Origin of the sequence: Agarivorans sp., from assembly GCF_050295395.1 — a bacterium.
Lineage (GTDB): Bacteria > Pseudomonadota > Gammaproteobacteria > Enterobacterales > Celerinatantimonadaceae > Agarivorans.
On record NZ_JBNKPP010000171.1, the window covers coordinates 1 to 15,086 of the forward strand.

17 protein-coding genes are annotated in these 15,086 nt (G+C 47.6%); 15 read left to right on the forward strand and 2 right to left on the reverse strand.

What is annotated here, in order from left to right; translation table 11 throughout:
* Positions 1-243: 243 nt before the first annotated feature.
* Genes gspC through ACQY6Q_RS10315 form a run of 12 tightly spaced genes read left to right on the forward strand, consistent with a single transcriptional unit; the run spans position 244 to position 11,547 of the window.
* Positions 244-1,125 (forward strand): type II secretion system protein GspC, encoded by an 882-nt coding sequence (gene gspC, locus ACQY6Q_RS10260; RefSeq protein ID WP_427981006.1) that lies wholly within the window; start codon positions 244-246, stop codon positions 1,123-1,125.
* Positions 1,126-1,143: 18 nt separating this feature from the next.
* Complete coding sequence (gspD, locus tag ACQY6Q_RS10265) at positions 1,144-3,219, forward strand: type II secretion system secretin GspD (protein ID WP_427981009.1); 2,076 nt, start codon at positions 1,144-1,146, stop codon at positions 3,217-3,219.
* Positions 3,219-4,757, forward strand: coding sequence for a type II secretion system ATPase GspE (gspE, locus tag ACQY6Q_RS10270; protein WP_427981012.1), 1,539 nt, complete (start codon positions 3,219-3,221; stop codon positions 4,755-4,757). The genes gspD and gspE overlap by 1 nt, the downstream gene beginning before the upstream one ends.
* A gap of 8 nt (positions 4,758-4,765) precedes the next feature.
* On the forward strand, positions 4,766-5,983 hold the full coding sequence (gene gspF / locus ACQY6Q_RS10275) for a type II secretion system inner membrane protein GspF (protein WP_427981015.1): 1,218 nt from the start codon (positions 4,766-4,768) through the stop codon (positions 5,981-5,983).
* Between the two features lie 28 nt (positions 5,984-6,011).
* Positions 6,012-6,452: a type II secretion system major pseudopilin GspG gene (gspG, locus tag ACQY6Q_RS10280; protein WP_427981018.1), complete on the forward strand. Its 441-nt coding sequence runs from the start codon at positions 6,012-6,014 to the stop codon at positions 6,450-6,452.
* Between the two features lie 10 nt (positions 6,453-6,462).
* A complete protein-coding gene (gene gspH / locus ACQY6Q_RS10285) occupies positions 6,463-7,044 on the forward strand; it encodes a type II secretion system minor pseudopilin GspH (protein ID WP_427981021.1) in 582 nt (193 codons plus the stop codon).
* Complete coding sequence (gene gspI / locus ACQY6Q_RS10290) at positions 7,041-7,403, forward strand: type II secretion system minor pseudopilin GspI (protein WP_427981024.1); 363 nt, start codon at positions 7,041-7,043, stop codon at positions 7,401-7,403. The genes gspH and gspI overlap by 4 nt, the downstream gene beginning before the upstream one ends.
* Positions 7,403-8,143 carry a type II secretion system minor pseudopilin GspJ gene (gspJ, locus tag ACQY6Q_RS10295; RefSeq protein WP_427981027.1) on the forward strand — a complete coding sequence of 247 codons (741 nt, stop codon included), beginning with the start codon at positions 7,403-7,405 and terminating at the stop codon, positions 8,141-8,143. Before gspI ends, gspJ begins: the two co-directional genes overlap by 1 nt.
* Positions 8,143-9,129 (forward strand): type II secretion system minor pseudopilin GspK, encoded by a 987-nt coding sequence (gene gspK, locus ACQY6Q_RS10300; RefSeq protein ID WP_427981030.1) that lies wholly within the window; start codon positions 8,143-8,145, stop codon positions 9,127-9,129. The genes gspJ and gspK overlap by 1 nt, the downstream gene beginning before the upstream one ends.
* Positions 9,126-10,328 carry a type II secretion system protein GspL gene (gene gspL / locus ACQY6Q_RS10305; protein ID WP_427981033.1) on the forward strand — a complete coding sequence of 401 codons (1,203 nt, stop codon included), beginning with the start codon at positions 9,126-9,128 and terminating at the stop codon, positions 10,326-10,328. The genes gspK and gspL overlap by 4 nt, the downstream gene beginning before the upstream one ends.
* Positions 10,325-10,795: a type II secretion system protein GspM gene (gene gspM, locus ACQY6Q_RS10310; RefSeq protein WP_427981036.1), complete on the forward strand. Its 471-nt coding sequence runs from the start codon at positions 10,325-10,327 to the stop codon at positions 10,793-10,795. The genes gspL and gspM overlap by 4 nt, the downstream gene beginning before the upstream one ends.
* Positions 10,792-11,547: a type II secretion system protein N gene (locus tag ACQY6Q_RS10315; RefSeq protein ID WP_427981039.1), complete on the forward strand. Its 756-nt coding sequence runs from the start codon at positions 10,792-10,794 to the stop codon at positions 11,545-11,547. The genes gspM and ACQY6Q_RS10315 overlap by 4 nt, the downstream gene beginning before the upstream one ends.
* 27 nt (positions 11,548-11,574) lie before the next feature.
* On the opposite strand, the gene yrfG is transcribed toward ACQY6Q_RS10315, so the two are convergent.
* Positions 11,575-12,237 (reverse strand): GMP/IMP nucleotidase, encoded by a 663-nt coding sequence (gene yrfG / locus ACQY6Q_RS10320; protein ID WP_427981042.1) that lies wholly within the window; start codon positions 12,235-12,237, stop codon positions 11,575-11,577.
* A gap of 75 nt (positions 12,238-12,312) precedes the next feature.
* Here yrfG and nudE point away from each other — a divergent pair, with 75 nt between their 5' ends.
* From nudE to ACQY6Q_RS10335, 3 genes are all read left to right on the forward strand, one after another.
* The gene (gene nudE, locus ACQY6Q_RS10325) at positions 12,313-12,879 is read left to right on the forward strand and encodes an ADP compounds hydrolase NudE (RefSeq protein ID WP_427981045.1); all 567 of its coding nucleotides are present in this window, start codon (positions 12,313-12,315) and stop codon (positions 12,877-12,879) included.
* 4 nt (positions 12,880-12,883) lie between these two features.
* Complete coding sequence (cysQ, locus tag ACQY6Q_RS10330) at positions 12,884-13,696, forward strand: 3'(2'),5'-bisphosphate nucleotidase CysQ (RefSeq protein WP_427981054.1); 813 nt, start codon at positions 12,884-12,886, stop codon at positions 13,694-13,696.
* A 136-nt stretch (positions 13,697-13,832) separates the two neighbouring features.
* On the forward strand, positions 13,833-14,246 hold the full coding sequence (locus tag ACQY6Q_RS10335) for a c-type cytochrome (protein ID WP_427981048.1): 414 nt from the start codon (positions 13,833-13,835) through the stop codon (positions 14,244-14,246).
* 78 nt (positions 14,247-14,324) lie between these two features.
* On the opposite strand, the gene ylqF is transcribed toward ACQY6Q_RS10335, so the two are convergent.
* Positions 14,325-15,086, reverse strand: a 762-nt coding sequence (ylqF, locus tag ACQY6Q_RS10340) for a ribosome biogenesis GTPase YlqF (protein ID WP_427981051.1), incomplete at its 5' end; no start/stop codon positions are given.

Below are 15,086 nucleotides of genomic sequence, written 5' to 3' on the forward strand. Positions count from 1 at the left end.
GTATTATGAGTAACGATTAAATTATATCAGCTTTAGAGCACGTCGCTACGCTTGAGATTGAGGTGATTGACCATAAAAAACTTTTAAATTTGCAAGAAAACGCAATTTTTACACTTTCAACACTTGTTCTGCGCTTAACTCTCTTTAGAATGAATAACCTTTGGTTTCCTGCGAGTTGCCATAGTTTTTTCATAAGGAAGCCCGATAATCGGGTCTCGATGATCGATGTATTATAGCGAATAAATGGACATTAAATCTTTTTCTACTCAACTCGTACGGGTTCTTCCCTTGCAAAAAAGTAGCCTTTGGCTGTCTTTGTTATTGTTAGGGTTTGCTGCTTATCAGCTTGCATCGATCACTTGGTTGCTAGTGCCTGAAGACAAGCCGACTTTTAACTGGGTTCCTGAGCCCGTACAAGTCTCAAGTATAGCCACAAAAATTGACTTGAGTAGTTTAAACAAGCTGCATTTATTCGGTGAGTTTCAAGCTAACAAGACCACGAAGACGCCAGAAAAAATCGTCTCTGCCAACAATGCTCCCAAAACAAACTTGAAGCTAACTCTGTCTGGTTTGGTGGCCAGTAGCGATCAATCAAAAGCCTTGGCTATTGTTGAGCATCGCGGTAAGCAGCAAACTTATGGTATTGATGAGTCGATTGAAGGTACTCAAGCTGTCATAAAAGAAATTCAAAGCGAGCGTATTATCATATTGCATAAAGGAAAGTATGAGAGTGTATTGCTCGATCCTGAGGGTAAACAATCAGCAAGCTCAAGTTCTGTCAATGTAGAGCGCTCCGGTTCTGCGTCTCAAGCCGCAGCGGAAATAGATGTTGGCGAAGTACTCAAAGACCCTTCCAAGTTAACCGACTATATCCGCATAACACCCGTTCGCGACGATGGCGAATTGGTAGGGTATCGAGTGAACCCCGGCAAAGATGCGGCCTTATTTCAACAAGTGGGCTTACAAGCTAATGATTTAGCGATAGCCCTTAACGGATATGATTTGCGTGATAATGCGCAAGCCATGCAAGTAATGCAAGAATTGCCCGAGCTGAACGATGTTACAGTAACCGTTGAGCGTGATGGACAATTGCAGGATGTGTTATTTAGCCTGCCTGAAGAATAGTACCGGAGATTTTTTTACATGAAGTTGCAAGCATTACGCTTAGTTCGACATAGCCTGATTGGTCTTTTAGGGCTAGGCCTTTGTACTGCTGTCAGTGCTACCGAGTTTTCGGCGAATTTTAAAGGCGCAGACATTAGTGAGTTTATTACCACGGTAGGGCGTAATCTTAATAAAACTATGATTGTTGACCCTGCGGTGCGGGGCAAGGTCAATGTTCGTAGTTACGATTTATTGAATGAAGAGCAGTATTATCAGTTTTTCCTCAGTGTGTTAGATGTTTATGGCTTCGCGGTAATTGATATGCCCAATGGCGTCACCAAGGTGGTGCGTGCTAAAGATGCTAAAGCTGGGGCTATTCCGGTGGTAGATCGAGACGAGCAAGCTTTGGGTGATGAAATGGTCACTCGAGTGGTGCCGGTGCTTAATGTATCGGTGCGTGAGTTAGCCCCGTTATTACGCCAGCTGAATGATAATGCTGGTGGCGGCAATGTGGTGCACTACGATCCTTCCAATGTAATTATGCTCACTGGCCGCGCGGCGGTGGTGAATCGCCTAGTGGAAATTATTCGCCGAGTGGATAAAGCCGGTGACCAAGAAGTGGATATTGTGCGGCTGAAGTTTGCCTCTGCCGGTGAGTTAGTCAGAATCATCGAATCGCTGACTAACGCTGGTGCCGCCAAGACTGGGGCGGCTAGTTCCTTGGTGCCTAAAGTGGTTGCCGACGAGCGCACCAATAGCGTGATTGTTTCTGGGGAACCAAGCGCTCGCGAACGCATTGCTCGTTTGGTCGCTAAATTAGATAGTGAATTAGAAACCTACGGTAATACTCGAGTATTTTACTTGAAGTATGCTAAAGCCGAAGATCTAGTGAGTGTGTTAAAAGGGGTCAGTGAAACCGTTGTTGCCGAAGCCGCTGGCGGTAGCAAGAAGTCGGGCGGTGCCTCGGCGCGTGGTAACTTCTCGATCGAGGCCCACGAAGATACCAATGCCTTGGTTATTACTGCCCAGCCAGATGCCATGCGTACCCTCGAAGGGGTGATTAGCCAATTGGATATTCGCCGCGCTCAAGTCAACGTTGAAGCCATCATTGTTGAAGTGGCCGAGGGTGACGGAATAAGCCTTGGGGTGCAATGGGCGACTAAAGCCGGTGGCACACAGTTTAATGATGTGGGTGTATCCATCAGTGAAATTGGTGCCGGCATCTACAATGCCCAGCCAACCGATGGTTCCACCGTGTGTACTGGTGAAACGTGTACCGTCAACCCTGAAACTCCGGGAGATATTTCCGGCTTGGCCAGCGCCTTGGCGAAAGTGTCTGGCGCCGCCTTTGGCTTTTATGGTGCCGATTGGGGCGCCTTGATTCAAGCCGCTGCTAGTGATTCTCGCTCGAACTTACTGGCAACACCATCTATTACCACTTTAGATAATAAAGAGGCTTTTTTCACCGTGGGTGAAGAAGTGCCGGTATTGACTGGTTCAGCCTCGGGCAGCAATAACGACAATCCCTTTACTACGGTAGACCGTAAAGAGGTGGGGATTAAGCTAAAAGTGACGCCACAAATTAACGAAGGTGATGCGGTACAGCTTACCATTGAACAAGAGGTGTCTAAAGTTCAAGGGCAAACCTCGGTAGACGTTGTCTTTGCTAAGCGCCAATTGCAAACCACGGTGCTAGTGGATAGCGGCGATACCATTATTCTGGGAGGCTTGCTGGATGACCAAATTGAAGAGAGTGAGTCTAAAGTACCGTTGTTGGGGGATATTCCCGTGCTGGGCCACTTGTTCCGTTCTAGTAGCTCTCGCAAAACTAAGCGTAACTTGATGATTTTCATTCGCCCTACCATTATTCGTGATTCGTTGACCATGCAAAGCGTCAGTTCGCGTAAATATAGCCAAATTCGTGCTCAGCAATTGTTACGTGAAGAACTGGGCGTGAATTTAATGCCTGAAACTAAAGTGCCACTGTTGCCAGAGTTTAATTCTTTGGACGATGTTTCTCCTGAATTGCAAGAGTATCTTGATTACTTGGAAGAGAAAAAGGCCAAGAAAAACCAGCAGGTGGCTGAATCAGAGCAAGCAGTGAGTGCTGAATAATGGACTTAGAGGCTGAACTAAGCGTATTAGAAGACCAAAAGGCGCTGGCATCAGATACGCCTCACTTAGAGAGTATTCAGGGCTGGCAATTACCTTATATGTTCGCCAAGCACTATGGCGTTATGTTAGAGAAGCGGCAGGACACATGGCTGGTTTACCATAACTCCAAACTCGAGTTGGCAGCCTTATTGGAAATTCGCCGTATTCTGCAACAAGAATTTAGCTGCCAAGCCTTATCCGATGAGGAGTTCGAACAGTACCTTACGGAAGCTTATCAGCGTGATTCCTCTCAGGCTCGCCAGTTAATGGAAGATATTGGCAACGACATGGACTTCTATACTCTAGCTGAAGAACTGCCGGAAAATGAAGACCTGCTAGAGAGCGAAGATGATGCACCGATTATTAAGTTGATTAATGCCATGCTAGGTGAGGCGATTAAAGAAGGTGCCAGTGATATTCATATCGAAACCTTTGAAGCCGCCTTGGTGATTCGTTTTCGCATCGACGGCGTATTAAGGGAAATTCTCCGCCCCCATCGTAAGCTAGCGGCTTTGCTAGTGTCGCGGATCAAAGTTATGGCGCGCCTCGATATTGCCGAAAAACGGGTGCCCCAAGATGGCCGTATTTCCTTACGGATTGCCGGTCGAGCGGTGGATGTGCGGGTCTCTACCATGCCATCGAGTCATGGTGAACGAGTGGTATTGCGTTTATTAGATAAGAATAACGCGCGTTTAAACCTCGCTAATTTGGGTTTAATGGAGCCGCACCGTGAAGTGATTAGTGAGCTACTGAAAAAGCCCCATGGGATTATTTTAGTTACTGGCCCGACGGGTTCCGGTAAAAGTACCACCTTGTATGCCGGTTTGAGCGAAATTAACAGTAAGGATCGTAACATCCTTACCGTGGAAGACCCGATAGAATATAACATCGAAGGCATTGGCCAAACTCAGGTTAATACCAAAGTGGATATGACCTTTGCTCGTGGTCTACGGGCGATTTTGCGTCAAGACCCAGATGTGGTGATGATTGGTGAGATCCGAGACTTAGAAACGGCGCAAATTGCGGTGCAAGCCAGTTTAACGGGTCACTTAGTATTATCTACCTTGCATACTAATACCGCGATTGGCTCGGTCACTCGTTTGCGTGATATGGGGGTAGAACCCTTCCTGTTATCCTCAAGTTTGCTGGCCGTGTTGGCGCAGCGTTTGGTAAGAACCTTGTGCACTGAGTGCCGAGAGGCACACGTGGTGAGTGAGCGTGAGCATCAGCTCTTGGGCATTGCTAAAGATGCTACTGTTTACCGCCCGGTAGGATGTGAACACTGTAACCATACTGGCTATCGCGGTCGTACCGGTATTCATGAATTGCTACCGATTAACGATCAGGTGCGAGACATGATCCATGCTGGCAGTAGTGAGCAAGAGATTGAGCATGTGGTTCGCGCATCCTGTCCCAGTATTCGTCAAGACGGGGTAGACAAGGTATTACAGGGCATCACTAGCCTAGAAGAAGTATTGCGAGTGACTCGCGAAGGATAGTAAGCGTCATGCCGGCATTTGAATATCAAGCCTTTAATCATAAAGGGAAGAAGTCTAACGGAGTTCACGAAGCCGATACCGCGCGCCAAGTGCGAGCTTATCTACGTGAGCAAGGGCTTACCCCACTAAAAATCGAGCAGGTCGCCGAGCGAACTAAACAATCTGGCTCGGGCTTGCGCTTCAAAAGCAAAGTGAGTACTGCTGATCTTGCCTTGTTAACTCGCCAATTGGCTACGCTGGTGGCCGCCGCTATGCCAATTGAAGAATCATTGAAGGCTGTGGCGCAGCAGTGCGACAAGGCCAAGCTCAAAAGTATCGTTTTAGGGGTGCGTTCCAAAGTTGTAGAGGGTTATAGCCTCGCCGACAGCATGAAAGATTTCCCAGAGGTGTTTGAGAAACTGTATTGTGCGATGGTGGCGGCAGGGGAAAAGTCAGGCCATCTCGATAAGGTATTAGATCGTTTAGCCGACTATACCGAGCAGCGCCAGGCGATGCGGATGAAAACCATGCAGGCCTTGATCTATCCTGCTGTATTAACTTTTGTTTGTTTAGCGGTGATCGCGATTTTACTGGTCTCGGTGGTGCCCAAGGTGGTGGCTCAATTTGAACACATGGGCCAGGAACTACCCGGGGCGACACAGTTCTTGATTGCGCTGAGTGAACTGGTCAGTCACTACGGCTTATTTTTCCTTATTACCGTCATGTTAGCGCTGGTGATTTGGCAGCGGCTATTGCAAAAAGACACTATTCGGATGAAGTGGCACCAGCGCATCTTAAGTCTGCCGGTACTCGGCAAGGTAAGTAAGGGCTTAAACACCGCCCGTTTTGCACGTACCTTAAGTATTTTAAATGCCAGTGCCGTGCCGCTGTTAGAAGGCATGGGCATTGCGGGCGAGGTATTAACTAATGATTACGCGCGGGCTCAAGTGCTCGAAGCCGCCTCCAAAGTGAGAGAGGGCGGCAGTTTACATTCGTCGTTGGAGGCAACCCAGTTGTTTCCACCGATGATGCTACACATGATTGCCAGTGGTGAACGCTCTGGTGAACTAGAAAATATGCTTGAGCGGGCTGCTGATAATCAGGACCGTCAATTTGAAACTCAAGTAAACATAGCATTAGGGATATTCGAGCCAGCCTTGATCGTGACCATGGCTGGGGTCGTGCTATTTATCGTAATGGCAATTCTATTGCCTATTTTGGAACTTAATAACATGGTTGGGCTTTAGGCCTTACCGGTATTTTGGAGTAAGTAAAATGCAAAAATCGATGCACACTCAAGCAACTAGCCGAGGTTTCACCTTGCTAGAAGTGATGGTGGTGATTGTTATTTTAGGGATCCTCGCGGGGTTGGTGGTACCTAACCTACTAGGAAACAAAGAAAAAGCCGATATTCAAAAAGCCAAAACCGATATTGTAGCCTTGGAAAACGCTTTAGATATGTATCGTTTGGACAACTCTCGTTACCCTACCACCGAACAAGGCCTAGAAGCCTTGGTGACCAAGCCTACTTCCAGCCCAGAGCCACGTAACTACCCTGAAGATGGTTATTTGCGTCGTCTGCAAAAAGACCCATGGGGCAACGATTACATCCTAATTAGTCCTGGAGAAAAAGGCCGTATTGATATTTTCAGTGCCGGCCTAGATGGTGAAGAAGGCACCGCCGATGATATCGGTAACTGGAACCTAGACCAGTAAGTTGACTAGCTTGTCACCTGTCTTACGTTCGCGCCAGCAAGGTTTTACCTTGCTGGAAGTGATTTTGGTATTGTTGCTGATGTCGATTGGTATTTACTCGGTCGTGATGTCGGTGAGTGGCACCAGTGAGCAGAAAATTGTAGAGCAACAAGCTAAGCGCTTAGCGGCCTTAGTGCAATATGCCCAAGAACGAGCACTGCTAACTGGCTACGATTACGGCCTGTTTAGTGATGCCGAGAGTTACCAGTTTGTGCGTATGGAAAAACAGCGCTGGGTGGCACTAAATAATCGCATCTTTCAGCAGCAAAACTTTGAATCTCCCTACTACTTAGAATTGACATTGGAAGATGCCGAACTCGAAGAACAGGGCTTTGGTAGTGGTCGTTTGGGTTTTACCGAAGGTGATTTGTTTGAAAAAGACTTCATCACCGATGAACCTGAGCAGACTATTGTGCCGCAGGTGCTGGTGCTGAGTAGTGGAGAAGTGACGCCTTTTAAACTGGGTTTCGTTTATGAAAATAGTCAGTATTTTTGGCAGGTAGCCAGCGATGACCTTGGTCAGTTGGCAATAAGCAGGGAAGCGGTTGAATGAATAAGCAACGCGGCATGACCTTGCTAGAAGTGATGGTAGCCTTGGCGGTATTAGCCATTGCTGGCACCGCGGTGATGAAAAGCGCTTCGGAGAATCTGCGCAGTTTAAATTATATTCAAGAAAAGTCGTTTGCGTTGTGGGTGGCCGATAACCAAATGGCCGAATTGCTGCTTAGCAATACCTGGCCGGGTACCGCTAGTCGCAAGGGAACGGCTGAATTTGGCGATCATGAATGGCATTGGCGCTCTCAAGGCATTGCCACTGCCGATCCTAATTTTGTTGCTGTCACCATTACGGTGTATCGCGATGAACAAGAAAAGTCGGCCTTGGCCGAAGTCACCAGTTATGTGAGCCGCTAATGAAACAGCGCGGTTTTACTTTACTCGAAATGCTGGTGGCAATTGTTATTTTTGCCTTGTTGACTATGGCGGCTTATCAAGTATTACAAGGGGTGATGCGCAGCGATGAAGTATCACAACAGCATGGAGAAAAGCTGCGTCAGTTGCAGCGCGCTATGTTTATTATGCAGCGCGACTTTAGCCAAATGGCGGCGCGATCGGTACGAGATGAAACTGGTGAGCAGCGCCCTTTATTACGCGCCGAAAAGTATTACTTAGAAAGTGATGACATGGGTTTGGAAATGCTGGTATCGGGCTGGCGTAATCCGCAAGCGGTATTACGGCGCTCACAGTTACAGCGGGTCGCCTACTTAGTCAAAGACGAACAATTGATTAAGCGTTTTTACCGTTATCCTGATGCCGTAGTGGGTTATCAGCCACGCGATATGGTGTTATTAGACGGGGTAGAAGAGCTTAGTTTTAGGTTTCATGGTACCCGAGGTTGGAGCGACCAAGTGTCAGACACTAACCAGCTACCTCGCGGTGTAGAAGTCACTTTGCTACAACGTGATTTCGGTAAACTACGGCGGGTGTTTTTAACCCCGCAAGGTAGTCGAGCTGCGGTGGCCAGTCAGGCACAAGAAGATGTTAACCGCAATACTAACCAAGACGGTAGCCGCAACGGTAACAGTTCTGGAAGTGGCAATAACTCGGGAAGCAGTAACAGCTCTGGTAGTCAGCCTAATCCGGAGGGTAATTGATGCGCGCGGGTTGTTCTTTGCACAAGCAAACAGGCGTTGCGTTATTAACGGTGATGCTGATCTTGGCGGTAATGGTGGTGGTGGCCGCTCAGTTTAGCCAGCGTTTGCAGCTAGATTTGGCGCGAGCCAACAACCTTCAGCAGTCGATGCGTGGCAATTGGTTACTTTTGGGGGCCGAGGCCTTTGCCATGAAGGTGATCAAGCAAGATCTTGAAGATGATGATCGAGTACATCTTGGCCAGTATTGGGCCACCGAAGGCATGGTGTTCCCGGTGGAAGACTCGTTGATTAAAGGGCGCATTATCGATATGCAAGCCTGTTTTAATTTAAACGCTTTAGGTCAGCCTAATCGTCGCGATGGCCAACCACCCAAAGTGGTGGATCAGTTTATTGGTTTGCTGGTGGCTTTAGGGGTGGATGCCTATAGTGCTGAGCAAATTACCGATGCCACTCGTGATTGGATTGATGCCGACACTATTCCTCAGCCGCAAGGTGCCGAAGACAGTGTTTACGAGAGCTTAAATCCGCCTTATTTGCCGGCTAATATGCCGATGGCAGACCGCAGTGAATTTCGTGCCGTGTATGGTGTTAGTGCCGCTATTTATCGCCGGGTTGAGCCTTTTATTTGCACCTTGCCGGAGTCTAATTTGGCGGTAAATGTGAATACCATAGCGCTAGACCAGCCGCAGCTATTGGAAGCCTTGTTTTATCCAGATCTGGATAACACTGGGGCACAGCAGGTCTTGAATGACCGTCCCGATGAAGGGTATCGTTTGTTAGATGAGATGATGACGCATCCGGCCTTGTCGGGTATTCCTCTGACACAAACCGGGTTAAAGCAGACTTTAGCGTTGCGCTCAAATTACTTTAAAGCGCAGCTGTTAGTAGAAAATGAACAAGGACAAGCACAAATGAGCAGCGTGTTTAAGCGCAGCGGAACTTCTGACTTACAAGTCATTCGACGCTCTTATGGAGACCAACCGTGAACGAACAACTTATCATTCGGCTTCCTAGCAATGCTAAGGGAAGTGTGAATTGGCTGGTCTGGTCAGACAGTGAGCAGGAAGTCATTGCCACCGGAGAACTCGCCAGTACTGCCGAATTGGGCTTGTTACAGGAAAAGGCCGAGCAACGTAGAGTGATTACTTTGCTGCCCGCCAGTGATGTTGCCCAACATCGTGTTAGCTTACCCCGTTCAGCGCAGCGTTCTTGGCAGCAGGTAGCGCCGTTCATGTTGGAAGAGCAATTGGCTCAAGATCCCGACGAACTGCACATCGTATTACTAGGCAAAGATAAAGACACTTTAGAACTTGCCTGTATTAGCCATCAACAAATGGCAAGCTGGCAAGATATGTTGCAAACCGCGGGTATTAATTGTCACTACTGGACGATTGATAGCCTATGTTTGCCGCAACCTGAAGTAGATCAGGCCTCCGCGATCCAGCTTAATCAGCAATGGCTACTGCGTTTTGCTGATGGCAAAGTGATGAATCTCGACCAGCCATGGTTGGCTACCGCTTTAAGGCTGTTGGCTAAAGACTATCCCGAGTTGGTGATACAGCACTACAGCCCGGCACCGGAGATTGATTTAGAGCATTTGCAATGGCTGCCCGCTTCACCCGAGCTAGCCATGAAGTTACTCAGTGATGGCTTGAAAAAGAACCCTGTTAATCTTTTGCAAGGGCGCTATGCGCCGAGTAATCCTTTAGCAAAAATTTGGCAGCAGTGGCGCAAGGTGGCGGTGGCGGCTGCCGTGTGTTTTGTCTTAGCGCTCGCTCAGCAAGCGATTGAAACACATAAAACAGAGCAGCAAATTGCCGAGGTGCAAGATAATATTCGCGAGGTTTATAAGAAGGTCTTCCCGCAGGTTAGCCGAGTCAGAGACAGCAGTATTCGCCGAGACTTTCGGCGCGCTTTGGCCGAGCTTGATGCCGCGCCGCAACAAGATTTTGTGGCGATGATGGTGCACTTGGCTGGGGCTTTTGAGCAGGAGCGCGATTTTGCTCCGCTGAGCCTGCGTTACGACCATCAGAAAGGGGAAATTCGCTTACAGGCTCAGGCCAAAAGTTTTCAAAGTTTTGAAAAATTCAAACAAGCAGTTCAGCCCTATGAAACAGAGCAAGGTACCTTAAGTAATAAAGAAGGTGCGGTAGTGGGCACCTTGGTAATAAGGAAGGCATCATGAAGCAGTGGTGGCAAAGTTTAAATAAAAGAGAGCAAAACTTAGTTAGCATTGCCGCTTTGTTGGTGGCTATTGGGCTGCTTTACTGGGGGCTATGGTTGCCGCTAAGTAATGCCAATCAGCAAGCCCAGCAGCGCCTGTTAAATCAGCAGCAAACGCTGCAGTGGGCTCAGCAACAAGGTTCGTTACTGATAGCTAGTGGCGGTAATACTCAAGTTGATACTCAAGTGAATGTGAGTCAGGCGGTCAGTAGTAGTGCCCGTCAGCAACGGATCACCATTAGCCGTATTCAACCGCAAGGTGAAGAAGTGGAGCTGTGGATTGAAAGCGTGCCCTTCAATCAATTAATGGCGTGGCTAAAAATGCTCAGCCAACATTATGGCATCATCGTACAGCATGTAGATTTAAGTGAAGGGAAACAACAAGGCATCGTTGGAGTGCGCCGTTTGCGTTTAGGTAAAGCAGAATGAAGAAGTATATTGGTTTAGCGCTGCTGTTTATCGTAGTCTATGTAGTCAGTTTAGTGGCTACTACGCCCTTGGCGGTGGTGCTGAATTGGGTCAATCTACCTAGAGGTATTAGTCTAGAACAGCCCAGCGGCACAATTTGGCAAGGCCGAGTAGCGACGCTTAGCACCCCACAATTACAGCTAAATCAGCTGAGCTGGGATTTTCACGTCAGTGCTTTGTTTCTCGGGCGAGTACAAGCTGAGGTAGAATTTGCCAGTGGCAAGCAGTTATTGGGTAGCGGTTTGGCAGGCTTAAGCTTTTCTGGTTGGTATTTAAAAGATTGGCAAGTGGATGCGCCAGCCTCATGGTTAACTAAGCAATATCCCTTACCTGTTCCGGCAGTGGTGGAAGGGGATGTTCAGTTACAATTGCAGCAGTTAAACCAAGGAGAACCTTGGTGTCAGCAATTGCAAGGACAGCTAAACTGGTTCGCGCCAGTATTACAAACCCCGCTGGGGGTATTACGTTTGGACGATGTTAAGGGTCAACTAAGTTGTCAAGATGGCGAACCTACCTTTGAGCTTAAACATAGCGATCAGCAAGTGGCTTTAGAGTTGCTGGCTTCGGTAAATCAGTCGCGTTGGAGCGCCGAAGGTAAGATTAAAGCCGCCGCAGACATGCCTAAAACTATCAGTGATAATTTGAAATACATTGGCCGTCCTGATCCTCAAGGGTTTTACCGCTTTAAGCAACAAGGGCGTTTAGCTCTGTAAGAGACAAGCCAGCATTCGCTGGCTTTTTTATTGGATTAACTGTTTGGTGAAGTGCTGGTAATCATCAATAGCAGGAAAGTGAGTAAAGGTTTTACTGGCTTGCTGTGAATCGGGGTTATTCACTCCCAATAAGTATTTAATACCAAAGTGGGCAGCCTGTTGTAGTAGCTTCTCATTGTCGTCAATAAATAAGGTTCGCTCTGGCGCAAAAGGGTGGTGCTCGATTAAGGCTTGCCAAAGCCGCGGATCTTCCTTGGGATAACCAAATTGGTGAGTGCTAAACACCTTATCTAAATAGCGATCCAAACCCGTTACTTTGATTTTTGTAGCCAAACCATCAGGGTGGCAATTGGTGAGTAAGACTCGTTGTTTGGAGGAGGCAGCTAACGCTTCGAGAAAGGGTTTTACGTCATCTCGCCATTGGATCTTGTGTTCAACCTCGGTTTTTAACTGACGAATATCAATGTTGGTTTTATTGCTCCAATAATCCAAGCAATACCAATCCAAGGTACCCGCAACGGTTTCGTAATCGGCAAATAGCCGTTGTTTGGCTTCTTCTAAACTGAGGTTGTTTTGATGAGCATAGGTGATGGGTAGGTAATGCATCCAAAAATAGTTATCGTAATGCAAATCCAGCAGGGTGCCATCCATGTCCAGTAAAACCGTGTCTATTTTATTCCAGTCAAACATTCTTGCTTGCTAATCCTTGAGTGAGTCTAACAGCAATGTAACAATGAGCTTAACTTAATCATAGCAGGAAGATCGATGAGCAAGCATCATCCGCCTCGAGTTCTAGACACTAACATTGTAGCCGAGAGCCGCTTTTTTAAAATTGAAGCCCTGCATCTAGAATTCAGCAATGGTGAAACGCGGATCTATGAACGCCTAGTTGGTGCTGGCCGTGGTGCGGTAATGGTATTGCCGATTACCGAAGACAATCAGTTATTACTCATCAGCGAATATGCCGCCGGAACAGAGCGTTATGAGCTAGGCTTTGTAAAAGGCTTAATTGACTCAGGTGAAACGCCGCTGCAAGCGGCGAACCGTGAGCTACAAGAAGAAGTGGGGCTGAAGGCGCAAGACTTACAATTGCTGACTGAACTTAGCGTTGCTCCCGGGTATTTTTCTAGCCATATGTCGGTATTTGTCGCCCATGATTTATTGCCCAGTGTACTTGAAGGTGACGAGCCCGAGCCTCTAGAAATTATTAAGTGGCCGCTGAACGACATCGAAGCCTTATACACGCGTAAAGATTTCAGCGAAGCTCGTAGTGTGGCTTCGTTACTGTTATTAGAAAAGTGGTTGAAGCAAAACAAAGTGAGAAAAAAATAGCATGTTGGACCCTGCTAGTGTGTTGCCGCAAGTGATAGATATCGCCCGAGGTGCTGGTGATATCATTCGAAACATTTACCAAAAAGGTGATTTTGTTGAGGAAGTCAAAGATGACTCCACGCCAGTTACCTCTGCCGATTATGCCGCCCATAATTACATCATGGATGCGCTAACTAAGCTTACGCCCGAAATCCCCATCTTGTCTGAAGAGCAAGCCGACATCAGTTTGGCCGAACGCGAAGCTTGGCAAACTTATTGGTTGGTTGACCCTTTAGATGGCACCCAAGAATTTGTGTCGGGCAGTGGCGACTTCGCTACTGAAATCGCCTTAGTGCAGAACAACCAACCGGTATTGGGCGTGGTATATGGGCCCATCGTACAAATTTTGTATGCGGCGGTTAAAGGGCAAGGCGCATTTAAAGAGCAAAATGGCGAGCGCAAGGTTATCAAGAGTCGCCATTATCCGCAGCGACCGGAGCACATCAGGGTAGCCACTAGCAGAGTACAACGACCAGCCTTGCTACAAGCAATACTTAATTGTGACTATCACTACAAGTTGTATCCCATGGGTAGTGCTAGTTTAAAAAGTTGCATGGTGGCGGAAGGGGCAGCCGATTGTTACATTCGGGTAGGCCCCACTGGTGAATGGGATACCGGGGCTCCGCAGATTATTTTGCAAGAAGCCGGCGGCAGCTTAAAAGATCTGCATTTGCGCAGCTTAAGCTACAACCAGCGTGAGTCCTTGGAAAACCCAAATTTTATTTCCTTAGGCGACCCACAATTACCTTGGCGAGATATACTAAAAAATCCGAGTTAGCGAACCGCTTGCGATCAGAAACTAACAATCGTTTTTACAATGGTTTAACCTCAGAGTAATAGCGGGTATAATTTTGCCAATAATGACAAGGATGCCTAATACTGCAGTCAGTAGGCACGATGAGGAGAGAATAAGGGTGAAGCTTTTGAACTGGAAAACACTAGTACTGTCTGTTTGTTTAAGCATTATGCCACAAGCCTTCGCGGCCGATATGTCGGATGAAGCGATTATCGAACGTATCAAACCGGTGGGTGAAGTGTACCTAGATGGTGAACTCGAAGTGGCTAAAGCTCCTGCCGCTAGCAGCGGACCTAGAGATGGCGAAACCATCTACAATACCTACTGTACCGCTTGTCATAGCACTGGTGTTTCTGGCGCTCCTAAGAAAGGCGATGCCGATGCTTGGGCACCGCGTATTGCTCAAGGTATGGATGTATTGTTTGACCACGCTTGGAATGGTTTCAACAATGGTTTGATGCCCGCCAAAGGTACTTGTGGCGACTGTAGTGAAGACGAACTTAAAGCGGCTATCGCTTATATTACCGAGTAAACTGGCAGCCCGTTCAGTGAAAATAACAACACCACGCTTGCGTGGTGTTTTTGTAACTAGCTTGTTATAAGACAGCTGTTAGCGTCGGCGGCGTTTCTTGTTTTTCTGCAGTTCGGCAATTAATTTTTTCTTTTCTTCTTTTTCAGCCACCAGCTTTTCGGTTTCGATTTTTTCAATAGCCACCATCGCAGGGGTTTCTAGGCTTATTCTACCAATGGTGGCGTCGCGTAACTCATTAAGAATAATGGTGGCGGCTTTTACATAATCGACTTGTCCACCACGCACCAAACAACCACGTCGTCGGCCTATTTCTTCCATTAATACAATTTCAGACTCAGGAAGTTGTTCTAGCTTATAGCGTTGTTTCAACGCTTCTGGGTAGGCCTGCAGTAGGTATTCACAAGCAAATGCAGCTACATCATCGTAGTCCATCGCGGTGTCTTTGACAGCGCCAGTGGCCGCTAGGCGATAGCCGCTGGCTACGTTGTCGAATTTAGGCCATAAAATTCCCGGAGTATCCGACAGAATAATATTACCCTCTAGACGGATCCGCTGTTGAGCTTTAGTGACCGCTGGTTCGTTACCGGTTTTAGCAATTTGTCGACCGGCTAGGGCGTTGATCAAGGTAGATTTACCGACGTTGGGAATGCCACATATCATGGTGTGAATCGGCTTATCTACGCCCCCTTTATGGGGCAGCATACTACGACATAGTGTTAGTAGGTCTTGAGTTTGGTTGCCTTGCAGTGTGCATAAGGGAATCGCTTTAACCCCCTGTTCTTGCTCGAAGTGAACTTGCCAAGCGGCGGTAATGTCTGGGTCAGCTAAATCGCTTTTATT